The organism is Nonomuraea sp. NPDC049646, from assembly GCF_044465525.1.
GTDB lineage: Bacteria > Actinomycetota > Actinomycetes > Streptosporangiales > Streptosporangiaceae > Nonomuraea.
The window spans coordinates 274,797-297,859 of sequence record NZ_JBITLU010000004.1; the positions used below are offsets into that span (position 1 = coordinate 274,797).

17 protein-coding genes and 1 pseudogene are annotated in these 23,063 nt (G+C 71.3%); 9 read left to right on the forward strand and 9 right to left on the reverse strand.

All coding sequences use genetic code 11. The annotated features are described in order from the left end of the window. The 4 genes from ACIBQ8_RS13750 to aceB all read right to left on the reverse strand — a co-directional run bounded on the left by ACIBQ8_RS13750 (position 1) and on the right by aceB (position 5,559). The gene (locus ACIBQ8_RS13750) at positions 1-1,203 is read right to left on the reverse strand and encodes a (Fe-S)-binding protein (RefSeq protein WP_397192244.1); all 1,203 of its coding nucleotides are present in this window, start codon (positions 1,201-1,203) and stop codon (positions 1-3) included. A 2-nt stretch (positions 1,204-1,205) separates the two neighbouring features. After that, a complete protein-coding gene (locus tag ACIBQ8_RS13755) occupies positions 1,206-2,399 on the reverse strand; it encodes an FAD-binding oxidoreductase (RefSeq protein ID WP_397192059.1) in 1,194 nt (397 codons plus the stop codon). Continuing rightward, positions 2,399-3,838 carry an FAD-linked oxidase C-terminal domain-containing protein gene (locus ACIBQ8_RS13760; protein WP_397192060.1) on the reverse strand — a complete coding sequence of 480 codons (1,440 nt, stop codon included), beginning with the start codon at positions 3,836-3,838 and terminating at the stop codon, positions 2,399-2,401. The genes ACIBQ8_RS13755 and ACIBQ8_RS13760 overlap by 1 nt, the downstream gene beginning before the upstream one ends. 143 nt (positions 3,839-3,981) lie before the next feature. Beyond that, positions 3,982-5,559, reverse strand: coding sequence for a malate synthase A (aceB, locus tag ACIBQ8_RS13765; protein ID WP_397192061.1), 1,578 nt, complete (start codon positions 5,557-5,559; stop codon positions 3,982-3,984). 157 nt (positions 5,560-5,716) lie between these two features. Here aceB and ACIBQ8_RS13770 point away from each other — a divergent pair, with 157 nt between their 5' ends. From ACIBQ8_RS13770 to ACIBQ8_RS13800, 7 genes are all read left to right on the forward strand, one after another. Further along, entirely contained in the window at positions 5,717-6,409 is a 693-nt protein-coding gene (locus ACIBQ8_RS13770; protein WP_397175521.1) for a DUF4097 family beta strand repeat-containing protein, read from the forward strand. An 84-nt stretch (positions 6,410-6,493) separates the two neighbouring features. Further along, on the forward strand, positions 6,494-7,906 hold the full coding sequence (gene hflX / locus ACIBQ8_RS13775; RefSeq protein ID WP_397176057.1) for a GTPase HflX: 1,413 nt from the start codon (positions 6,494-6,496) through the stop codon (positions 7,904-7,906). 427 nt (positions 7,907-8,333) lie between these two features. Further along, positions 8,334-9,542 carry an imidazolonepropionase gene (hutI, locus tag ACIBQ8_RS13780; protein ID WP_125633626.1) on the forward strand — a complete coding sequence of 403 codons (1,209 nt, stop codon included), beginning with the start codon at positions 8,334-8,336 and terminating at the stop codon, positions 9,540-9,542. 34 nt (positions 9,543-9,576) lie between these two features. After that, entirely contained in the window at positions 9,577-10,392 is an 816-nt protein-coding gene (locus tag ACIBQ8_RS13785; RefSeq protein WP_397192062.1) for a DegV family protein, read from the forward strand. Positions 10,393-11,005: 613 nt separating this feature from the next. Continuing rightward, positions 11,006-11,647, forward strand: a complete 642-nt coding sequence (locus ACIBQ8_RS13790) for a helix-hairpin-helix domain-containing protein (RefSeq protein WP_397192063.1) — start codon at positions 11,006-11,008, stop codon at positions 11,645-11,647. 241 nt (positions 11,648-11,888) lie between these two features. Further along, positions 11,889-14,588, forward strand: coding sequence for a ComEC/Rec2 family competence protein (locus ACIBQ8_RS13795; RefSeq protein WP_397192064.1), 2,700 nt, complete (start codon positions 11,889-11,891; stop codon positions 14,586-14,588). A gap of 1,278 nt (positions 14,589-15,866) precedes the next feature. Further along, positions 15,867-16,412, forward strand: coding sequence for an isochorismatase family protein (locus ACIBQ8_RS13800; protein WP_397192065.1), 546 nt, complete (start codon positions 15,867-15,869; stop codon positions 16,410-16,412). A gap of 91 nt (positions 16,413-16,503) precedes the next feature. Here the strand turns inward: ACIBQ8_RS13800 and ACIBQ8_RS13805 are convergent, their stop codons facing one another. The 3 genes and pseudogenes from ACIBQ8_RS13805 to ACIBQ8_RS13815 all read right to left on the reverse strand — a co-directional run. Then, entirely contained in the window at positions 16,504-17,409 is a 906-nt protein-coding gene (locus ACIBQ8_RS13805) for an LLM class flavin-dependent oxidoreductase (RefSeq protein ID WP_397192066.1), read from the reverse strand. Positions 17,410-17,451: 42 nt separating this feature from the next. Next, positions 17,452-17,883: an aldo/keto reductase gene (locus tag ACIBQ8_RS13810; RefSeq protein ID WP_397192067.1), complete on the reverse strand. Its 432-nt coding sequence runs from the start codon at positions 17,881-17,883 to the stop codon at positions 17,452-17,454. Between the two features lie 124 nt (positions 17,884-18,007). Beyond that, positions 18,008-18,409 (reverse strand): annotated as a pseudogene (locus ACIBQ8_RS13815) (aldo/keto reductase); the annotation flags it as partial. A 248-nt stretch (positions 18,410-18,657) separates the two neighbouring features. Here ACIBQ8_RS13815 and holA point away from each other — a divergent pair. Continuing rightward, positions 18,658-19,629, forward strand: coding sequence for a DNA polymerase III subunit delta (gene holA / locus ACIBQ8_RS13820; protein ID WP_397175533.1), 972 nt, complete (start codon positions 18,658-18,660; stop codon positions 19,627-19,629). 257 nt (positions 19,630-19,886) lie between these two features. On the opposite strand, the gene ACIBQ8_RS13825 is transcribed toward holA, so the two are convergent. Both ACIBQ8_RS13825 and ACIBQ8_RS13830 read right to left on the reverse strand, forming a co-directional pair. After that, complete coding sequence (locus tag ACIBQ8_RS13825) at positions 19,887-21,026, reverse strand: epoxide hydrolase family protein (protein WP_397192068.1); 1,140 nt, start codon at positions 21,024-21,026, stop codon at positions 19,887-19,889. A gap of 59 nt (positions 21,027-21,085) precedes the next feature. Further along, the gene (locus ACIBQ8_RS13830) at positions 21,086-21,583 is read right to left on the reverse strand and encodes a MarR family winged helix-turn-helix transcriptional regulator (RefSeq protein ID WP_397175536.1); all 498 of its coding nucleotides are present in this window, start codon (positions 21,581-21,583) and stop codon (positions 21,086-21,088) included. Positions 21,584-21,651: 68 nt separating this feature from the next. Here ACIBQ8_RS13830 and ACIBQ8_RS13835 point away from each other — a divergent pair, with 68 nt between their 5' ends. Beyond that, positions 21,652-23,028, forward strand: a complete 1,377-nt coding sequence (locus ACIBQ8_RS13835; RefSeq protein ID WP_397192069.1) for an MFS transporter — start codon at positions 21,652-21,654, stop codon at positions 23,026-23,028. Positions 23,029-23,063 lie beyond the last annotated feature (35 nt).

The following is a 23,063-nucleotide window of genomic DNA, read 5'->3' on the forward strand; positions in this document are numbered from 1 at the left end:
TCACAGCGACACCCCGCGCAGGGAGGCGTCCAGCACTTCGGCGGTGTGGGCCACCCTGATCTCCTTCCCGGCCCGGCGCATGGCCGCGGCGATCTGCATCGTGCATCCGGGATTGGCCGAGACCAGCAGCTCGGCCCCGGTCGAGGCGACCGCCCCGGCCTTGCGGTCGCCGAGATCGCGGGCCGCCTCCGGTTGCAGGATGTTGTACGTCCCCGCCGAACCGCAGCAGATCGCCGACTCGGGCACCTCCCGCAGCTCAAGGCCGGGAATGCCGCGCAGCAGCTCGCGCGGCTGCGCCCGGACGCCCTGGGCGTGGGCCAGGTGACAGGCGTCGTGGTAGGCGACGGTGAGCGGCAGCGGATGCCGCCTGGCCGCCGGGCCCAGCTCGGCCAGGAACTCCGACAGGTCCCGCACCCGGAACCCGGGATCGGAGCCGAACAGCTCCCCGTACTCCTTCATGACCGAGCCGCAGCCGGCCGCGTTCACCACGACCGTCTCGACCCCCGCCCTCCGGAACGCCCTGACCGTCCGGCGCGCCAGCCGCCGGGCCTGATCGGCGCGCCCGGCGTGCACGCTGAGCGCCCCGCAACACCCCTGCCCGGCCGGGATCAGCACGTCGCAGCCCTCCAGCGCCAGCACCCGCGCGGTGGCCGCGTTCACCTGCGGGAAGAACTCGCCCTGCACGCACCCGGTGAGCATCCCGACCACGGCCCTGCGCCCGCCCCTGGCCCTGACCAGGCGGGGCAGGCGCTGCCGGTGCTCCACGCGCGGCGCGAGCGCGGCCATGGCGCCCAGGCTCGGATGGGCGCGGGTCAGGAACGGCGCCATCCGCCCGGCCAGCCCCATCGTCGGCCGCAGCAGCCGCAGCCTGCGCGGGTAGGGGAACAGGCTGAACACGATCTCGCGCACCGCCCGCTCCCGCGGCTCGCGCACGTGCGTGCGCTCGGCCTCGGCGCGGGTCTGCTCGATCAGCCGGTCGTAGCGCACGCCCGACGGGCACGCCGTGACGCACGCCATGCAGCCCAGGCAGGCGTCGAAGTGCCCGGCCATCTCCGGGGTGACCGGGACGCCCTCGACGTGCTGCTTCATCAGGTGGATCCGCCCGCGCGGCGAGTCCATCTCCTCGCCCCACAACGCGTACGTCGGGCACGTCGGCAGGCAGAACCCGCAGTGCACGCAGTCGCCGATCAGCTCCGGGTCCATGGTCACAGCCCTCCCGCCAGCCGTCCGGGCGACATCCTGCGCCCGGGGTCGAACCGTTCCTTGACCCGCCGCATCAACGGCAGCGCGCTCACCCGCCCCCACCTGTCGACCCCGGCGTCCGGCGCGGCCAGCACGTTCACCCGGCCGCCGGCGGCCTCGACCCGCTCCCGCAGCCCGCTCACCAGGCCCGGCAGCGCGTCCCCGGCGACAGGGGCGACGGGCTCCAGCAGCACCCGGCCGGCGACCACCGACCCGCGCAGCGACAGGCCGCACCCTTCTGCCGCCCGCAGCACAGCGCCGGCCGCCGAAGGCGGGAAACGCACCTCGACCAGCACCTCACCCCGCGGGACGACCCCCCACCAGGACGGCGGCTCGCCGGTCACCGCCCCGCCGCCGACCAGGTCGCGCAGCGCCTCGGCGCGGGCCCGCGCGGCCGTGCCCTCCACCAGTACCGCCAGCGTCACCGGCCCGCCCGGCTCCGGACGGTCCACCTCGACCGCGCTCGGCTCGGCCTGCGCGGCCGCCAGCGCCGCCGCGACGCCCGGCACGTCGTCCGCGGTCGTCCCGGCGACCACCCAGCGCCGCTCGCCGGGCAGCGGATGCAGCCGGAACGTGGCCTCGACGATCACCCCGAGCGTGCCGTACGAGCCGGTGAACAGCTTGCCGAGGTCGTAGCCCGCGACGTTCTTGACCACCTTGCCGCCCGACCGGGCGACCGTGCCGTCGGCCAGCACCACCGTGACGCCGATGAGCAGGTCGCGGGCGGTGCCGTAGCGGAAGGCGCGGGGGCCGGGCAGGGCGGTGGCCAGGGCGCCCCCGACGGTCGCCTCCCCGGCGAACGGCACGTCGAGCGCCAGCTCCTGCCCGCGTGCCGCGAGCGCCGCCGCCAGCGCCGCCGTGCGCACGCCGGCCTGCGCGCGCACCACCAGGTCGCCCGCCGCGTGCTCCAGGACCGCGTCCAGGCGGGACAGGCCGAGCAGCACGTCGCACCGCTCCGGCGGCGGACCCCAGTGCAGCTTCGTGCCGCCTCCCGCGGGCACCACCGCCAGGTCGGCCGCGGCGCACGCGCGCAGCACGGCGGCGACCTCCTCGACGCTCTCCGGCACCGCCACCCACCGGGCGCCCCACCGGTGCGCCGGGTCTCCGGGCCCGGCCGCCCTGACCGGCACGCCGGTGCCCGCGAACGGATCCGCCATCAGAACTGCTCCGCCCTGCCCGACTCGACCAGCGGGTGCGCGCCCTTGCGCACGCCCGGAACCTCGCCGCACAACCGCGGCGTGGGGAACACCTTGCCAGGGTTGGACAGGCCGCCCGGGTCGAACGCGCACCGGAGGAGCTGCATGGTGTCCAGATCGGCGCCGGTGAACATCTTCGGCATGTAGCGCGCCTTGTCCACCCCGACGCCGTGCTCGCCGGTGATCGAGCCGCCGTGCTCGACGCACAGGTCGAGGATCGCGCCGGAGACCGCCTCGGCCCGCTCGCCCGCGCCCGGCTCGGCGTCGTCGAACAGCACCAGCGGGTGCAGGTTGCCGTCGCCGGCGTGGAAGACGTTGGCCACCCTGATGCCGTGCTCGCGCGAGAGCCGGTCGATGGCCGCGAGCACGCCGGGCAGCGACGTGCGCGGCACGACGCCGTCCTGGACGATGTAGGCCGGGCTGATCCGGCCGACCGCCGCGAAGGCCGACTTGCGGCCCTTCCAGATGGCCGCGCGCTCCTCGGGACCGGCCGCCACGCGCAGCTCGAAGGCGTCCGAGCAGATCTCCGTCAGCCGCGCGAACTCCCGCTCGACCGACTCCCGCGGCCCGTCCAGCTCCACGATCAGCACCGCGCCCGCCCCCTGCGGGTAGGAGCAGGCGACCGCCGCCTCGGCGGCCTCGATGGCCAGCGCGTCCATCATCTCGATCGCGGCCGGCACGATGCCCGCCCCGATGATCGCCGACACCGCCCGGCCGCCCTGCTCGATGTCCCCGAACGCGGCCAGCACCGTGGTCACCGCCTCCGGCGCCCGGCTCAGCCGTACGGTGATCCTGGTGGCGATGCCCAGCGTGCCCTCCGAGCCGACGAACGCGCCGAGCAGGTCGTAGCCCGGGTCCATGCGGTCGAGGACGACCAGGTCGCCGTCGGGGGTGACGATCTCGCACGCCTCGACGTGGTTGACGGTGAAGCCGTACTTGAGGCAGTGGGCGCCGCCGGAGTTCTCCGCCACGTTGCCGCCGATCGAGCAGACCTGCTGGCTGGAGGGGTCGGGGGCGTAGTAGTAGCCCGCGTCGCGCACGGCCTCGGTGATCGCCAGGTTCGTCACGCCCGGCTCGACGACGGCCCTGCGGTCGGGCAGGTCGATCTCCAGGATCCGGCGCATCTTCGAGGTGACGATGAGCACGCCGTCCTCGCGGGGGAGCGCGCCGCCGGACAGGCCCGTGCCCGACCCCCTGGCCACGAACGGCACCCCGAAGTCATTGCACATCCGGACGATCCGGGCGACCTGCTCGGCCGTCGCGGGCAGCACGACCACGCCCGGCGTCGCCCGGTGGCTGGTCAGCCCGTCGCACTCGTAGGTGCGCAGGCGTACCGGATCGGTGATCACCGAGTCGGGAGGCAGCAGCGAGCGCAGCGCCGCCGTCAGCGTGTCGAGCACCAGTCACTCTCCAGATCCGTCACCTCTAGTGTGCGACTGTTCGCACCGGTCTGGCCAGTTTTCGGAGGCAGGTTGGGGTGGGTTTCGGGGGGTCCGCTTATGTCCGGCGCTGGCGCGCCGGACATAAGCAGAAATTTCAACATCTACGGCATTTGGGCGTACGCCGGCAGCGTCAGGAACTCGGCGAAGTCGTCGTCCAGCGCCACCTGCTTGAACAGCGCCGTCGCCTGCCCGAACAGCCGCTCGTCGTAGCCCGGCTCGGCCGAGATGCGGGCCAGCTCCTCGGCGATGATCCGCTCGACCAGCTCCTTGGTCACCTGCTCACCGGTGTCGGCCAGCGTGATGTCGTTGTGGATCCACTGCCAGATCTGCGAACGGGAGATCTCGGCCGTCGCGGCGTCCTCCATGAGGTTGTGGATCGCGACCGCGCCCAGTCCGCCCATCCAGGCGGCCAGGTAGCGCAGGGCAACGTCGACGTTGTTGCGCAGGCCCGTCTCGGTGATCTCGCCGGGCGTCTCGGAGACCGACAGCAGGTCGGCGGCCGAGACGCGGACGTCCTCGCGCAGCCGGTCGAGCTGGTTGGGCCGCGCCCCCAGGACGCCGTCGAACACCTCGCGGCACACCGGCACGAGGTCGGGGTGGGCCACCCAGGAGCCGTCGAACCCGTCGCCCGACTCGCGCGTCTTGTCCGCCCGCACCTTCTCCAGCGCCACCGCGTTGACCTCGGGGTCGCGCCGGGAGGGGATGAACGCCGCCATCCCGCCGATGGCGTGCGCGCCTCGCTTGTGACACGTGCGCACCAGCAGCTCGGTGTAGGCCCGCATGAACGGCGCGGTCATCGTCACCGCGTTCCGCTCGGGCAGCAGGAACTCCCGGCCCCGCGTGCGGAACTTCTTGATCACGCTGAACAGGTAGTCCCAGCGGCCCGCGTTGAGCCCGGCCGAGTGGTCGCGCAGCTCGTGGAGGATCTCCTCCATCTCGAACGCCGCCGGATAGGTCTCGATCAGCACGGTCGCCCTGATGGTGCCGTACGGGATGCCCAGGAGCTCCTGGGCCCGGGTGAACACGTCGTTCCAGAGCCGCGCCTCCAGGTGCGACTCCATCTTCGGCAGGTAGAAGTAGGGGCCCTTGCCCTTGTCGAGCTGGCGCTGCGCGCAGTGGAAGAAGTAGAGCCCGAAGTCGAACAGCGACGCCGACACCGGCCGCCCGTCCACCTGGGCGTGCTTCTCGTCCAGGTGCCAGCCGCGCGGGCGCACCACGATCGTGGCCAGCTCGTCGTCGGGCCGCAGCGCGTACGTCTTGCCGCCGGTCTCGAAGTCGATCGCCCGGTCGAGCGCCTCGCGCAGGTTGAGCTGCCCGGACACGCAGTTCTCCCACAGGGGCGAGTTGGCGTCCTCGAAGTCGGCCAGCCACACCTTGGCGCCGGAGTTGAGCGCGTTGATGGTCATCTTCCTGTCGACCGGCCCGGTGATCTCGACGCGGCGGTCCTCCAGGCCCGGGGCCGGCGGCGCGACCTGCCAGTCGCCCTCCCTGACCTCCTTGGTCTCCGGCAGGAAGTCGAGCGTCCCGCCGGCCGACAGCTCCGCCTGACGGGCCTGACGGGCTTCGAGCAGCTCCAGCCGCTTGGCGCCGAACTCCCGCTGGAGAGCCGCCACGAAGCCGAGCGCCTCCGGCGTGAGGATCTCGTCGAACCGTTCGAGCATCGGGCCGGTGATCTCCATGTCCCCCTCTTTTCCGTAGAGTGGAAAACTGATTCTGGATTGTGGAAGTGAAGCTACTCCGCCCAGGGTTCCCGGGTCAAAGGCTGGGGTACCCCTGGGACGTCTTCGGGGGCATCCCCGATGCGGAGGGGGTCATGCCCGCGAAAGGATCGGGGGCATGAAGACGATTGCTGTGGCGGGCGGGCTGCTGGCCGCCGCGCTGGTGCTGACGGGTTGCCGGGTCGAGAGCTTCGGCGGTTCCACGAACCAGGACACCGTGTCCTACCAGGTGACGGACAAGGTTTCCAAGCTGCAGGTCAAGAGCGACGCGGGCGACACGGTGATCACCGAGACCGACGGCACCGCCGTCCGGGTGGTCGAGACGTTGCGCTGGCGGGGCGACGACAAGCCCAAGCCGCAGCACAAGGTCGAGGGCCAGGCGCTCTTCGTGACGTACGACTGCCCGTCCAACTGGGGGAGCTGCAGCGTCGACTACAAGATCGAGATCCCCAAGGGGCTGGCCGTCGACCTCGACAGCGACTCGGGTGACATCACCTTGCGGGCGCTGAGCGGTCAGCTCGACGCGAAACTCGACTCAGGCGACCTCGAAGGCTCCGGCATGACCGGCAAGAAGGTGTACGTCCAGGCCGGGTCGGGCAACGTCGAGCTCAAGTACGCCACCGCGCCGGACAGCGCGGAGCTGGAGGCCGGCTCGGGCGACGTCGTCCTGAAGGTGCCCACGGGGGCCTACGACATCAAGACCGACGTGGGCTCCGGCGACGCCGCCGTCTCGATCAAGTCCGACCCGAGCTCCCCCCGCAAGATCTCGCTGACCGCCGGTTCCGGTGACGTGACGCTCTCGGCGGGATAACCAGGTGATGACGCCGGGGATGTCGTGCCACCATCGTGGGAAGACACCGAGGTGTCCAGACGTTCCCTCATAGAGATGACACGAATGCACGAATACACCGCGCTCGACGAGTTCGAGACCGGCGACATGGACCTCGAGGAGCGCCAGGCGCTGCGCCGCGTGGCGGGCCTCTCCACCGAACTCCAGGATGTCTCCGAGGTCGAGTACCGGCAGCTGCGGCTCGAGCGGGTCGTCCTCGTCGGCGTCTGGACCTCCGGAACCGCCGAAGACGCCGAGAACTCCCTGCTGGAGCTCAAGCTCCTGGCCGAGACCGCCGGGTCCGAGGTGCTCGAAGGCCTCATCCAGCGGCGCCAGAAGCCCGACCCGGCCACCTACATCGGCTCGGGCAAGGCCCTGGAGCTGCGCGACGTGGTCGAGTCGACCGGCGCCGACACCGTGATCTGCGACGGCGAGCTGACCCCCGGCCAGCTCCGCCAGCTCGAGGAGACGGTCAAGGTCAAGGTCATCGACCGTACGGCGCTGATCCTCGACATCTTCGCCCAGCACGCCAAGAGCCGTGAGGGCAAGGCCCAGGTCGAGCTGGCGCAGCTGCAGTACCTGCTGCCGCGCCTGCGAGGCTGGGGCGGCAACCTGTCCCGCCAGGTCGGCGGTCGCGCCGCGGGCGGCGTGGGCATCGGCGGCCGCGGCCCCGGTGAGACCAAGATCGAGCTCGACCGGCGCCGCATCCGCGAGCGCATGTCCAAGCTGCGCCGCCAGATCAGCGGCATGTCCACCTCGCGCGAGACCATGCGCCACCGGCGCCAGCGGCGCGAGGTCCCGGCCGTGGCCATCGCGGGCTACACCAACGCGGGCAAGTCCTCGCTGCTCAACCGCATCACCGGTGCGGGCGTGCTGGTCGAGGACGCGCTGTTCGCCACGCTCGACCCGACCGTGCGCCGCGCCCGCACGCCGGAGGGCCGGCTGTTCACGATCGCCGACACCGTCGGCTTCGTGCGCCACCTGCCCCACCAGCTCGTCGAGGCGTTCCGTTCCACGCTGGAGGAGGTCGCCGACGCCGACCTGATCCTGCACGTCGTCGACGGCTCGCACCCCGACCCCGAGGGTCAGCTCGCGGCCGTCCGCGAGGTGTTCGCCGACATCGAGGGCGCCTCCGAGGTGCCCGAGGTCGTGGTGATCAACAAGGCCGACGCGGCCGACCAGGAGGTGCTCGACCGCATCGCCAGGCGCGAGCGCGACAGCATCGTGGTCTCCGCGCGCACCGGCAAGGGCGTCCCCGAGCTCATGCGGCTCATCGAGGAGCGGCTGCCGCGCCTCGACCACGAGGTCAACCTGCTGGTGCCCTACGACCGGGGCGACCTGATCTCGCGGGCCCACAAGGAGGGCGAGGTGCTCTCCGTCGAGCACGTCCAGGACGGCACCGTCCTGCACGCCCGCGTGCTGCCGAGCCTGTTCCAGGAGCTGGAGCGGGTGGGTAAGCCGGTCGAACGCGTCTCTTAGCGGGACGGCTGGGCAGCTCTCGCTCAAAGTAGCGCAGAGCTGCCCAAATAGGGCAGTGGTCCCGGAACCCTGGGGTTGCTAGGATGGCCAGACCTAACGTTGGTCTGGTTTTTTGGTTTCGGTTCTGGGTTTCGGATGATGACGTTGAGCGCGGCAGTCGTCAGCGGGGGCCAGGGGGGCAAGGCGTGGCTGGGTGACGGATGGGATGAGTGGTCTTTCTTCCGAATAACCCTGTACACCAAGCCCGGCTGTGAAATAACGTAACTGAACTGAAATCGCCGGGTCATGTCTCCGGCGATACGGTCACCGCACAACATCACGCGGATGAGAGCAGGAGACCCCCCATGTCGTCCGGACCCGGAGCGGACTCAGTGGGCGCGGCACAAGCCGTGCGCTGGGTGCTGCGCCTGCAGGGGGCGGTGGTGCGATGACCGTTCGGCTCTTGACCAACATCGGCCGCCTGTGGACGGGTAACGAGGTCCTCAGCAACGCGGCCATCCTCGTGCACAACGACCGCATCGCCTGGGTCGGGCGGGCGCCCGACCTCCCGCAGAGCGTGCCCGGCGTCGTCGACGACATCGTCGACGTCGACCACGTGGAGAACCTCGGCGGCGCGCTCGTCACGCCCGGTCTCATCGACGCCCACACGCATCCGGTCTACGCCGGCAACCGCTACGCCGAGCTGGCCATCCGCACCGGCGGCTCCAGCGCGGCCTCGATCACCGCGGCGGGCGGCGGTGTCGGCTCCACCGTCACCGTGACGCGCGGCACCGACCCCTGGACGTTGTGCAACGGCGTGCGCGAGCGGCTGCGGAGCTGGCTGCTCAGCGGCACCACCACCGTCGAGGCCAAGACCGGCTACCACCTCACCCGCGACGGCGAGCTGGCCGACGTGCGGCTCCTGCGCGAGCTGGAGAAGGAGCCGATGATGCCGCGGGTGCACGTCACCTTCCTCGCGGCGCACGTCGTGCCTCCCGAGTACTTCGGCCGCCAGCGCGAATACGTCGAGGCCGTGGGCGCCTGGTGCGCCGACGCGGCCGCGGCGGGCGCCGACAGCGTCGACGTCTACTGCGACGAGGGCCACTTCACCACCGAGGAGTCCCGCTGGGTCCTCGCCTCGGGCCGCAACGTGGGGCTGCTCCCGCGCATCCACGCCGGCCTGTTCAGCCGGCGCGGCGCCGTGCAGCTGGCCGCCGAGCTGGGCTGCGCCTCCGCCGACGGCCTGCACCACATGTCCGACGAGGACATCGCGATCATGTCCCGCTACGGCGTGCCCGCGGTGGTCTGCCCGGCCACGGCGCTGCAGCGCGGCCACGTGCCGCCGGTCCGCCAGATGATCAAGCACGGCGTGCAGATCGCCCTCGGCAGCGACCACAACCCCGGCTACTGCGGCATCACGTCGATGTCGCTGGTCATCGCCATGGCGGTGTCGGCGTTCGGCATGAGCGTCAACGACGCGCTGCGCGCGGCCACGCTGGGCGGCGCGACCGTCCTCGGGGCGCCCGACCGCGGGGTGCTGGCTCCCGGGCGGCTGGCCGACATCGTCCAGTGGGACGCCGACCACGAAGGCGCCTTCGCCTGGTCCTTCGGGCTCAAGCCGCGCCGGGTGTGGCGGGGCGGGACGCCGGTCCAGTAACCCCGGACCGGGATCGGGTGGCTAATCTCGGGATATGCCGCCCTCTGTCGCCGTTGTCACCGATTCCACCGCTTACCTGCCCGCCGTGCCCGGTGTGACGGTGGTGCCGGTACAAGTGGTCGCCCGCGGCCTCCCGCGCGACGAGGACGCCTTCACCGGCGACCTGGCCACCGCCACCACCTCGCGTCCGTCGCCCGCCCGCTTCGCGGCCTGCTACGACGAGCTGGCCGCCGCCGGAGCGACGGGCGTGGTCTCCATCCACCTGTCCGGCGAACTGTCCGGCACCGTCGAGTCCGCCCTCGCGGCGGCCAGGGACGTGCCGGTGCCGGTGGAGGTGATCGACAGCCGGTCCATCGCGATGGGCCTGGGCTATCCCGTGCTGGCGGCGGCGCGCTCGGCCGCCGCCGGAGCCTCCTTGGACGACGTGGCCGAGGCCGCCCGCCGCACCGCCGCCGTCACCCGGACCTTCTTCTACGTGGACACCCTGGAGTACCTGAGACGCAGCGGCCGCATCGGCGCCGCCACGTCGTTGTTCGGGTCGGCCCTGATGATCAAACCGCTGCTGCACATCGTGGACGGGCGCATCTCCCTGCTGGAGAAGGTGCGGACGTCGGGGCGGGCGATCGCGCGGCTGGAGGACCTGGCGGTGGAGGCGGCCACGGAGCTGGGCGGGGCCGGGGTGGCGGTGCAGCACATGGGGGCTTGGGGGCGGGCCGAGGCGTTGGGGGAGCGGTTGACCAAGCGGGTGGAGGGGGTTCGTGAGGTGCGGGTGGTGGAGGTGGGGGCGGTGATCGGGGCTCATGTGGGGCCGGGGATGCTGGGGGTGACGGTCACGGCGTACGAGGGGTGACCGGGCTTGTCTTTTTTGACGGCTTTTCTCTGGTCGGGGCAGTGTTTTCCACAGCCCTTTCGTCTGTTGAGGTCGTTTTCCCCAGAACTCGGTTCGGTGGGTCGGGGGTGGGGGTGGCATCCCTAGGGTCGTCGGCGTGCGATCTCAGGACCCGACGGCAGAGCGGACCATAGCCGAATCCAGGCTCCGGTCGATCACGAGCCCTGCCCGGAGGTCACGTCCGGGACGACGCACCAGACATCCTTACGGCGACGAGGCCCAGAACCTCCCGGCCTCCCGACTCAACGCACCCCCACCCCCTCCTGCGCCTACTTTTTCCGCATCCGCTTCTTCCACGGCCTCCTCTTCCACGGCCTCCTCTTCCGCGGCCTCCTCTTCCGCGGCCGTTTCTTCCGTGACCGCGTCTCCTGCGTCCGGGTCTCCTTGGCTGGGGGCCCCTGCGTCCGGGCCCCCAGTGCTGGGTGCTCCGGGGTTGCACCAAGCAGAGCAGCTGGATGAGCCGGAGGAGAGCGTCCCCGGAGCCGGGCGTCGGAGCGGGCGGGGGATCGAGCCTCAGGCCGCCACGGTGCCGCCCCCACACAGCCCTCGGCGGCTCACAGGCAGCCCCGCTCCCATGCCCCCGACCTTCCAAGCGTTCCGCGACGCCATCACCTCGGCCCAACCCTCCGCCACCATCGACCTCAGCAAGCCCGGCCTGCGTGTGCTCGTGGCCGTCGGTGCCCTGGCCGTCGCGGTCGCCGTCTTCTTCGTCTGGCGCTCCCAGCCCACCCCTGAGCCCCTCCCGCCACCACCCGCGACGACCCCTCTGTCCCCGTCACCCACCGCCGCCAAGGTGACCGTTCAGGTAGCGGGCAAAGTCCGTAAGCCGGGCGTCTACCTGCTCCCGCAGGGCTCTCGTGTGACGGACGCGGTGACGGCGGCGGGCGGGCTCAAACACGGCGCCTCAACGGGCCCCCTCAACCTGGCCCGACGCCTGATCGACGGAGAGCAGATCATCGTCGGTGCCCCCTCTCCGGTCGTCGCCGCCGTACCTCCCGGATATCCCGGCTCGGACCCCGCCCCGGCCATCCTCGACCTCAACGCCGCCACCCCCGACCAACTCGAAGAACTCCCGGGAGTGGGAGAGGTGCTGGCCGCCAGGATCGCCGAGTTCCGCACCACCCACGGCGGCTTCACCAGCGTGGACCAGCTCCGCGAGGTGAGCGGCATCGGCCCGAGAAAGTATGAAGAAATCAAGCCGAAGGTCCGCGTCTGACATGCCGCCCTCCAACGACCCCTCGCCCCCCGGCCGTTCTGCCATCTCCATGCGCCCAGCTACGACCGATCCTCTGCGCTCAGTCACCACCGCCGATGCTCTTTGTGCCGCCCCCACCGACTCTCTGCGCCCCGCCGTCGCAGACGACGGTGAGCACAAGCGCTCCTGGACACTGGTCCTCCCAGCGCTGTCCGCCTGGGCAAGCGCCCTGATCATGCTTGGTCAGCCGCCCACTGCGGGCATGACGACCGCCGCGATCATCGCCCTTGCCGCAGGCGTCCTGGCCTGGCGCACCCGCTCGCCGTTCACCCGCTTGCCCCTCATCTGTCCACTGATCAGCAGGTTCCTGCCTGCGTCGTTCAGACCGGTCCTGTCTGCCTTTCCACTGCACCTGCCGTTCAGCCGCCACCGTTCGCTACGTTCGTCGCCCTCTTCCTCAGGACGGGTTTCCTCCGGGCGGACGTCGCCCCTTTGGGGTGCCTTGCGGAATGTCGTGCTCGCGACACTTATCTGCGCGGCGGCGGCCTCCGCGTCTGTCGCCTTCCGCGTCCAGGCGCTGACCACCGGCCCGGTGGCCGAGCTCGCCGCCAGGAACGCGAACGTGAGCGCCGAGATCGTCCTGTCCGACGATCCGAAGCGCAGGCCACGCAGAAGCGGCCACTTCAACCGGGACAGCTACGTGATACCGGCCACGCTCAAGATCATCGAGTCGCCTGCGTGGCAGAAAGGCAGCTCCACCACCGGTCAACCCGAGGGAAACCGTCCCGACGTCCCTGGAAGCAGTGACGGAGGTCCGACGCAGTCATCCGCAGCACCGGAACGCCAAGCCGTCGATGTCCCCATCACGGTGTTCGCCGGTGGCAACGCCTGGAGCGCCCTGCTGCCGAGCCAACGCCTGCAGGTCACCGGCCGCCTGGCGCAACCAACGCCCGGCGACCTGGTGGCAGCCATCCTCCTGGTACGAGGCGAGCCCCGCGTCCTGACACAGCCCTCGTCCATGCAGACCATGGCGGGCACCCTCAGAACCGGCCTCAGGACAGCCTCCGACCCTCTCCCGCCCGACCAGCGCGGCCTGCTGCCCGGCCTGGTCGTCGGAGACGTCTCCCGCATCGACCCTCAGGTGGCCGCCGACCTCAAGGAAGCGGGCCTGAGCCACCTGAACGCCGTAAGCGGCGCAAACCTCGCCATCGTCGCAGGCGCCGCCCTGGCGCTCTCCCGCCTGGTCGGCCTCTCCCTGCCGCTGAGAGCTGTTTTCGCGGCTGTCGCGATGCTCGCGTTCACCGTGGTGGCCAGGCCGTCCCCGAGCGTTCTGCGTGCCCTGCTGATGGGCCTGGCCGCCGCCCTCGCCCTGGGTACCGGCCGGGCGAAGGACGGCCTCGCGGCCCTCTCGGCAACCGTCCTCTTGCTGGTCCTGTTCGCGCCGGAACTGGCGCGTTCGTACGGCTTCGCCCTCTCGGTCGCGGCCACCGCCGGCATCCTTCTCCTCGCTCCACGCTGGCGCGACAAACTCTCCCCTCCGTCACCGGGGGAGAGCAGCAACCGCGACGCCACCGAAGCGCCCACGACGACAGACCGGAAACCGGTGAAGGAAGGGGAACGCGCCAGCGAACAAGGGCGTGCGGCGAGTGCATCCGAAGCGGGCGGCGACTGCCGCGCGGCCTCGTCCCCCGAAGACGCGTCGGCTGGTCGAGGGCGTGCCGTCGCAAGGATGTGCCGGTTGCCGCGATGGCTGGCGGAGGCGCTGGCCGTGTCGGCTGCCGCGCAAGCGGCCGTGACGCCCGTCCTGGTGCTGATGTCGGGTCAGTTGACGTTGGTGGCGGTGCCCGCCAACCTGCTCGTGGCCCCCGCCGTTGCTCCCGCGACCCTGCTCGGTTTCGCCGCCGCCCTGGTGGCCCCGATCTGGCCGGACGCCGCCGGCATGCTGGTCATCCCGGCCGGATACGCGGTGGGCTGGATCGTCACCGTGGCTCGCTGGGCGGTGAACGTCCCTCTCGCCACCCTGCCCTGGCCGGGCGGCCTCCCTGGTCTGGGGCTCCTCGCCCTCGCTGTGGCGGTCGCGATCCCGGTGCTGAGACACCGTCGTTGGCGGACGATGGCGCTGCTGACGGCCGGAGCGGCTTTGGTCGCCGTACTGGTGATCCGTCCGCTGACAGGGGCTTGGCCGCCCAAGGGTTGGTTGATGGTGATGTGCGACGTGGGGCAGGGCGACGGGCTGGTGGTGGCGGCCGGGCCTGGACGAGGCGTGGTCGTGGACACCGGCCCGGACCCGGTCGTCATGGATCGATGCCTGCGCAGGCTCGGCGTCGAGGACGTTCCCCTGCTCGTCCTGACCCATCCGCACGCCGACCACGTGGACGGCCTGCCAGGCGTCCTCAGGAACCGACGCGTGGGAGCCGTGATCGTCAGCCCTCGGCCGACGGCGGTGCAGTCCAGCGCGCGGATCTCGGCCGTACTGGCTCGACACCGGGTTCCCGAGGGGAACGCGGAACCCGGCACGCGATGGCGGTTCGGCCCGTCCGAGCTCACCGTCGTCGCCCCTGACGCGGCGTCAGGCGGGGGGAACGGGCAGGGCGAAGGCAGCGTGATCAACAACTCCAGCATCGTCATCCACGTACGCTGGCGCGCCGGTTCCGCCCTGCTCGCCGGAGACCTGGAAACCGAGGCGCAGGACGACCTCGCACGCCACCTCATCCTGCGCGCCGACATCCTCAAGACCCCGCACCACGGCTCGAATCGTCAGTCCCCGGCCTTCCTCGGCTCGCTGGGCGCACGGGCCGCCCTGATCAGCGTGGGCACCGGCAACGACTACGGCCACCCGGCCACATCGACCCTCGCCCTCCTCCACCGCCTCGGCACCGCCATCTACCGCACCGATCGATCGGGTGACCTGGCAGTCGTCGAACACGAAGGCAGCCTGGCCGTAGTCCCCCGTGGCCCGTGAGTGATCCGGTCCAGGACGAGCGGGGCCGAAGCGCACCGGGAGGCAAGAAAGCGGAGACCGCTACCGGTGAGCCGCCCGACCGGATGAGGATGGGGCTGCGGGGACCGTCGTCAGGTTATGGGCGGGGCACGAGGCAGTGCCTTCTCGCGCCCGGTGGCGAGCTGACTTTCGGGACGTTGGCGGGGCACGGGCGGTACCTTCTCGCGCCTGGTGGTGGGCTGACTCTCGAGACGTTGGCGGGGCGCGAGGCGGTGCCTCTTCACGCCTGGTGGCGAGGTGACCTTCGCGGACGGGGACGTTGGCGGGTTGTGGAGTGGTCGCTGTTCGTGCCTGGTGGCGAGCTGATCTTCGTGGCGGGGCACGAGGCGGTGCTTCTTCACGCCTGGTGGCGAGGCGACCTTTGGGACGGGATGGTTGCGGGGTGGTGGCTGTCCGCGCATGGTGACGAGCTGACCTTCGGGACGGGGATGTCGCGGTGCTGCTGGGCGGGTTCGATTCCCTGGGGGTGATGGCGAGTTGCCGGATTGGTCTTCCGCCACGACGCCGTTGGTCAGCTACGCGCTTGCCGGAGGTGTCACCTCCGCACAGGCTGTGCACCGGTGCCACAGCTCAGCCTGTGTTGGCCCGCCGTAGCTACCTCCACTCCCCACGCATCCTTCAGGGGAGCCCGTGCGGCGTCCTGGTCTCTCCGGGCGGGCCGGTCGGAGGGGGCTGGGGCCATTGGCGCTTCTCGCTGGCGCGGGCCGTTCGGACGGGTGTCGGTCGTCTTGTCGAGCCGGAAGGTGGGCCGTGGCTCCGTCGTCTGGTTGACGTGGCGTTCGCGCCGGGAGATCGGCTCGCCGCCGGGCGTGACAAGTCACCGGCCTGCGGGCCGCTCCACAACTCCTCAGCAGCGTTGCGCTGTTTGTAGAGCGTCAGGATCGCGGGTGACCGTCCGTCGCCGCAGGTGGTGCGCTTCCTGCGGCGGACGCTCTCGGGGAGGGCGTGGCGTCTGCAGGTCCGAGCAGGAAGGGACGGCCTGCTGGGGCGGGGAGCCGTTCGATGCTGCCCGGACGAGTTCGAGGTGTTCGGTCGAGACGTCCGAAAGCTACGGCTGACCAGGTGGGGAGTCGTTCGATGGCGGCCTGATGGGTTTCGTGGTGACAGGGAAGGGCGTCGCGAGCCCGCCAGCCAGCTCGCCGAGTCGGAAGCTTAGGGACGGTTCGGTTGGCATCGTTCATGGGGGGCATGCTACTGTCGTCATATCATTCAGTTCGTGAACGATTTTAGGTGAGAATAATGATCGATCATCGCGGCGTGCAGATCGTCTTCGCCGACCTGCAGGACAGCATCGTGGCCCTGAGCAGCACGAACAGCCCCGAGGTCATCAGACGGTCGGCCGGTGTGCTCGGCACGGTCGCGCAGGCTCTGAACATCCCCTTCACCGTGTCGGTCGCCCCCCGACCCGGTGGGCCTGGCGTCATCGCCGAACTTCCCGAGGCGTCCCCCTTCGTGCGCGGCGGACCGTGCTGCTGGGACGACCACGCATGGCGCGAGGCGATCGCCGCCGAGGGTCGCAAAACGCTGGCCCTCTGTGGCGTGACCTCGGAGATCGTCGTTCTGCACACCGCGCTGGACGCCCTGGCCGATGGCTACGAGGTGATCGTGCTGGTTGACGCGAGCGGCGGCATGTCGGAGCGTACGGAGAGCGCGGCCTTCCGTCAGATCGAAACGGCGGGTGGCACGGTGACGTCCGTGGCGGGCTTCGTCACGAGTATGGTGCGTGACTTCACCACCCCAGTGGGCCGCGGCGTCATCACCGCACTGCACGGCCTGTCGGGCTAACGATCACGGCCGCGGCCCGGCCCTCAGCTCGTCGGCGTGTCATGCGGCTCTCGGCTCGTCCGCGTGTCCATGTGGACGGCGACCCGTCGCGCTACTTCGCGACCGCCTCGCGGACGGACGGCACGATCTCCTGGGCCCAGCGGGCCAGCGTGGGGAGGTCGGTGGCGCCGTGGCCGGCGGAGAAGAGGACGAAGCCCGAGGCGTCGTGCTCCAGCACCGCTTCGGTCAGCTCCTCGACCCACTGCCTGACGGAGCCGCCGATCCAGCGCCCGTCGTGGTCGCGGGTGGCGGGCAGCGGACGGTCGGTGATGCGTCCCGGGAAGTTGTAGATCGTACGGATCTCGCGCGGGTCGCGGCCCACCGCGGCGGCCGCCTCGTCGATGATGGGCCGCGAGGTGCGATACCGGTCGCTGCGCCAGTCGGCCGCGTGGCCGGGGATCCAGCCGTCGGCGACCCTTCCCGTGGCGGCCAGGGATTTGGGGCCGTTCGACCCGGTCCACACCGGGGGCGCGGCCACGGGGGCGGGCTCGATTTCGCGTACGCGGTAGTGGCGTCCTTCGTGGGTGACCGGTGCGCCGCCGCCCGACAGCTTCCGGATCAGGACGATCGCCTCCTCGAAGGCGTCCACGGCGTCGCCGGGGGTCTGCCGGGGCACGCCCATGTCGGCGATGCGGTCCCACAGCCCGCCCGCGCCCATGCCGAGCACGACGCGGCCGTTCGACAGCGCCGACAACGACGTCACCGTCCTGGCCAGCATGGGGGCGGGCCTGGTCGGCAGGTTGGTGACGTTGGCCAGACCGGCGATGTGCCGCGTGCCGCCCAGCAGGAAGCCGATCGTGGCGTAGGCGTCCAGGCGCTCGCCGAGATAGGGGTGGTCGGACAGCGAGAAGAGGTCGAGCCCGTCCCGGTCGGCCTGCTGGACCATGCGCAACAGCTCGGGCAGGTCCTCGACACCGGAATGCGCGCCGAAACCGAACACCACGTCAGAAGTGGACACAGTATTGCCTTTCATACTTCACACAGAGAAAAGAAGGAGAGGTCACCAGGCGTACGCTTCTGGTGCGGGCTTGGGGCCGTCGGGGCCGGGCGGCGGGAACAACTCGTCCAGCCTGGCCAGGGTGTCTGCGTCGAGGGTGATCGCGGCGGCGCGGAGCGAGCCGTCGAGCTGGGCGGCCGTACGGGGGCCGACGATCGGCGCGGTCACTCCGTCCTGGGCGAGCAGCCAGGCCGGCCCGACGTTCGCGGGGTCCTCGCCGAGGTCGGCGCAGAGCCGCTCGTACGCCTCGATCGTCTCCTGGTGACGGGCGAGGACGGCGGCCGACCGGCCCGAGGCCCCGCGGGAGGCGCCGCCCTGCTCGCGCTTGCGCAGGACGCTGCCGAGGACGCCGCTGTTCGGCGGCGACCACGGGATCAGGCCCAGCCCGTAGTGCCGCGCCGCGGGCAGCACCTCCAGCTCCATCCAGCGGTTCATCAGGTTGTAGATGGACTGCTCGGCGACAGGCCCGAGCGCGTGTCGCGCCCGTGCCGCCTCCTGGGGCCTGCGCCAGGTGCCAGCCGGCGAAGTTGGACGAGCCGAAGTAGAGCACCTTGCCCTGCTGTCGTAGGACGCCGAAACCCTCCCAGATCTCCTCCCACGGCGTAGTCCTGTCGATGTGGTCGGTGCCCAGCCGTCTGAGCGAGGCGTCGCACGCGCGTCTGATGTGCAGCGCGGACAGGCGGCTCTCGTTGGGCCACCGCCCGGTCGGGAGGTGGAGCTTGGTGGCCAGGACGATCCTGTCGCGCCTGCCGTCCCCTCGGGTGAACCAGCGGCCGACGATCTGCTCGGTGCGGCCGTCGGCATAGACGTCGGCGGTGTCGAAGAAGGTGACGCCGTGCTTGTGTGCGCGATCCATGATCGCGTGGCTGTCCGGTTCGGACGTCTCTGACCCGAAGTTCATCGTGCCCAGGGCCGGCCGGGACACCGCCAGGCCGCTCCGGCCGAGCTGGACGTGATCCATCTCAGACCACTTGAGGCCGCGCGAACGGCCCCACGCGCATCGCGACCTCGGCGGCCGACGCCCGAGGGTCCGCCAAGCCGCTGTGGCCTCCAATGATCATCACAACTGTACGACTCGTCATCGTGGCTCCAACCGAAACTCAGTTCGTGCTCCGAACCATAATCGTTCGTAACACGAACTGCAAGTCGGTCCGGTGGGTCTCGGCGTCGAGTACCAGGTTGTCGGTGCCGCATGGCATGCTGCCTGACATGGCGGGAACCGATCCAGCACTTGTCACCCTGGTCCTCGGCGACGAGGAGCTGCTTGCCGAGCGGGCGGTGGGTGCTGTCGTCGCGGCGGCGCGGGCCGGCGACCCGGGGGCCGAGGTGCATGATCTCGTCGGCGGAAAGGTCGCCACCGGCGAGCTGACCCAGCTGACCTCGCCCTCGCTCTTCGGCGACCGTTCGGTGGTCGTCATCCGCTCGGCGCAGGACCTGCCGAAGGACGTCATCACCGAGGTGGTGACGTACGCGAAGCAGCCGTCCGACGACACGGTCCTCGTGCTGGCGCACCCGGGTGGGGTGAAGGGGAAGGCGCTGGTCGACGGGGTGAAGAAGGCCGGGGCCAAGGTGGTGACGATCAACAAGGTCACCAAGGCCGGCGAGCGGCTGGAGTTCGTCAAGGGAGAGGTCAAGCGGGCCGGGCGGAACATCGCGGGGGACGCGGCCCAGGCGTTGCTCGACGCGGTGGGCAACGACCTGCGGGAGCTGGCGGCGGCGTGCAGCCAGCTCGCGTTCGACACCGAGGACAAGACGATCAGCGCGGCGGCTGTGGCGCGCTATCACAAGGGCCGGGCCGAGGTCACCGGCTTCAACGTGGCCGACTCGGCGATCGAGGGGCGTCTGGCCGAGGCGCTGGAGCAGTTGCGCTGGGCTCTGGGCACCGGTGTCGCCCCGGTGCTGCTGGTGAGTGCGCTGGCCGGTGGGCTGAGGTCGCTGGCCAAGGTGGGGAGTGCCCCGCGCAACCTGCGCGGGGGGCAGCTCGCCGCCCATGTGGGGATGCCGCCCTGGAAGGTCGACCGGGTCAAGCGCCAGCTGAACGGCTGGGGGCCGGAGGGCCTGTCCCGGGCGATCCAGGCGGTGGCCACTGCGGACGAGCAGGTCAAGGGCGGCGGAGCTGACGCGGCCTACGCCCTGGAGCATGCCGTGCAGGTGATCGTCGCCAGCCGCACAGGCCGGTAGCGAGAAGCGTGCTGTGCAAGTGATCGTGGCCAGCCGTGTGGGCTGCTAGCCAGAAGCGTGCCGCGCAGGTGGTGGTGCGGGCCGGTAGCGGGGAGTGTGCCTTGCGGGTGGTCGTGGCGGGTCGTGCGGGCCGGTCGTGAGGAATGTGCCGTGCAGGTGGTGGTGCGGGCCGGTAGCGGGGAGTGGGCCGTGCCGGTGGTTGTGGCCGGTCGTGTGTGGGCCGGTAGTGGGCGCCCGCGGAGCGGCGGTGGTGGTCCTCAGGGGAGGCGTAGGGGGCGGAAAAACGTGGTGATGTCGGTTGCGAGCCGGGCTGGTTCCTCCAGGGCCATGAAGTGGCCGCCTCGGGGCGGGGTGTTCCAGTGGCGCAGGTCGGTCAGGGCGCGTTCGGCGAAGCTGCGGGGGAGGCCGGCCATCGACGGTTCGTGGCTGAGGGTGACGGCCGACGGCACGGTGATCGGCGGCCGGGGCGGGTTGCTCGGCCAGTCGTAGTACGACTTGAACGAGGTGCCGATCGAGCCGGTGGCCCAGTAGAGGGTCAGCATGGTGAGCAGGGTGTCGCGGTCGAACCGGGATTCCAGGTCGCCGTGGCAGTCGCTCCAGGCGCGCAGTTTGTCCACGATCCACGCGGCCAGGCCGGCCGGTGAGTCCAGCAGGGCGGCGGCGATCGTGTCAGGACGGGTGAGCATGATCTCGCTGTAGCCGCCGTCGCGCTGGTCGTAGGCCGCCTCGGCGTCCAGGAAGGTCTGCTCGTCGGGGGTCAGTGGCGGGACGTCCAGGGACGCGGGAGCGGGCGGGTGGATGAGGTGGATCCCGGTCACCTGCTCCGGATAGAGGGCGCCGAGCCAGCCGACGGCCGCGCCGCCGATGTCGCCGCCGAAGGCCCCGTAACGCTCGTGGCCCAGGACCTCGGTCATGAGCAGGTGCAGCATGCGGGCCATCGCGGGCCGGGTGAGGGGCTCGTCCGGCAGGTCGGAGTAGAGGAAGCCGGGCATCGACGGGATCACGACGTCGAAGGAGTCGGCGGGGTCGCCGCCGTACCGGGCGGGGTCGGCCAGGCGTGCCGCCAGGGGAAGCATCTCCAGGAAGCTGCTGGGCCAGCCGTGGCAGAGCAGGATGGGCAGCGGCGCGCGGCCGGTGCCGGGGATCCGGACGAAGTGCAGGTCTCGTCCCTGGACGGGGGCTTTGCGGTGGTCCAGCTCGTTGAGGCGGGCCTCCTGGGCGCGGAAGTCGAACCCGTCGGCCCAGTACGTCACCAGTTCGCGCAGGTAGGCGGGGTCGGTGCCGCCCTCCCAGGGACGGTGGTCCAGCGAGCGGGTGAACCTGGCGTTACGGAGACGGGAGCGCAGGTCGTCGAGCACGTCGTCGGGAACCTCTATGCGGAACGCCGTCACGGCCATGTGGTCTCCGGGGTCGGAAGTGTCATTCCAGCATGGGTATCACCGGACGCCTGCCCGTCTCAATGCAATTGATTGGGGTTCGTCTCCACGTAGAGCAGGAGCTGTTTGAGCAGCTTGTCCAGGGTGTCCTGGTCGTCGGGGGAGAGGGCGTTCACCATGGCCGTCTCCAGCACGGCCAGGACGGCCATGGCCTCCATCCAGAGGTCGTGCCCCTTGGGCGTGAGCTCGACGTCCACGCGACGGCGGTCTTCGGTGCTGCGGACGCGGCGTACCAGACCCGCCTTCTCCAGCGTGTCGAGACGGCCGGTCATGCCGGCGGGGGAGAGCAGCAGCTCGGCGGCCAGTTCGGTCGGGGTGGCGGTGCCGTTGTGGGCGGCGAGCCTGTGGAGCGTCTGGAACTCGAAGTCCTGGACGCCGGTCTGGGCCAGCGCGGCCGCCTTGGCGTGGCCGAGGTGTTTCACCAGCGACTGCATGCGGGTGACGATGCCCTCCGTCCGCTCGTCGAAGGGCGCCTTGCCGCGCCAGCGGGCCAGATGACGATCGACGGAGTCCTCCACGGCACAGGATCATACGCTACCAAGTAATTTGTTGACGAAACATTCGCTGACGAAATACCTTCCTGGTCATGTCGATTTCGTTGTTCGCCGGGCCCAGGAACCGGCTGCTGGCAGGACGCAGCATGTCCGCGCTGGGCACGGCCATGATCCCCACCACGCTGACCCTGGCCGTGCTGCGCGCCACGGGCTCGGGGGAGGCGCTGGGGCTGGTGCTGGCCTGCGAGATGGTGCCGTTGCTGTTGCTGCTGCCGGTCGGCGGCGTGCTGGCCGACCGCGTCCGGCCCGGACGGGTCGTGCTGCTCGCCGACCTCACGCGCTGCCTGGCGCAGGGGCTCATGGCGGTCGAGCTGCTGGCCGGGGTGTCCCGGGTTCCGGATCTCGCCGTGTTGTCGGCGGTCTCGGGGGCTGCGATCGCGTTCGGGAGTCCTGCCGTGCCGCGGCTGGTGGTGGCGGTGGTGCCGGGGCCGGACCGGTTGCGGGTGAACGCCCGGATCGGGGTGGTGACCAGCGTGTCGGCCGTCCTGGGACCGGCGCTCGCGGGGACGCTCACGCTGGCCGTCGGGCCAGGGTGGGCCGCGGGGGTCACGGCGACGTTGTTCGCGTGCTCGGCGCTGACCCTGGGCGGAGTCCGTACGGCGGCCACGGGCCAGGACCCGGCGGACGAGAGCCCCGGGCGCGCGGACGGGACGGGGGTCGTGCAGGAGCGGAAGGCGGTCGTGCGGGAGGGGAAGGCGGTCTCCGGCGAGGAGGCCGGGCGGCGGCGATGGGGGATCGGGTTCGGACGGGAGCTGGTCGAGGGGTTCGGGGAGGTCAGGCGGCGGCCGTGGTTCCTGGCCTGCGTGCTGGCGCACGGCGTGTGGCACTTCATGGCCGGGTTGTTCCTCACCCTCGGGCCGGTGGCGGCCGTGCAGCGGCTGGGAGGCGAGGCCGGTTGGATGATCATCGTGCAGAGCGGCACGGTCGGGCTGCTGGCTGGGGTGCTGGTCGCGCCGCGGTTGCCGGTGCGCAGGCCGCTGGTCGCCGTTCAGGCGGGGGCCGCGCTCTATCTGCTGCCGATGGTGGCGTTGCCGGTGGCGGTGGGGTTCGGGCTGCCGGCCGTGGTGGTCGCGGTGGCGTACTTCGTGGCCATGGTGGGGCTCGGGGTGCTCAGCCCGCTGTGGGAGACGGTGGTGGCCGAGGAGATCCCGGAGGGGGCGTTGGGGCGGGTGCGGTCGTTCGACCAGCTCATCTCGTTCGCGGCGCGGCCGGTGGGGCTGGCCGTCGCGGCGCCGCTGGCGGGCGTGACGGGGATGGGGGTGCTGATGGTCACCGGTGGGGTGGTGGTCGCCGTCGCCAACCTCGCCGCCGTGGCGCGCTCGCCCAGGCCCGCGCCCCCTCCGGCAGCCGCCGACCCGGATCCGGCGACGGCCCGGCGCGGGCAGGGGAGGAGCGGGCAGGTCAGGTGAGGGCGGGTCAGGTGACGGTGGGAGAGGAGGGAGCG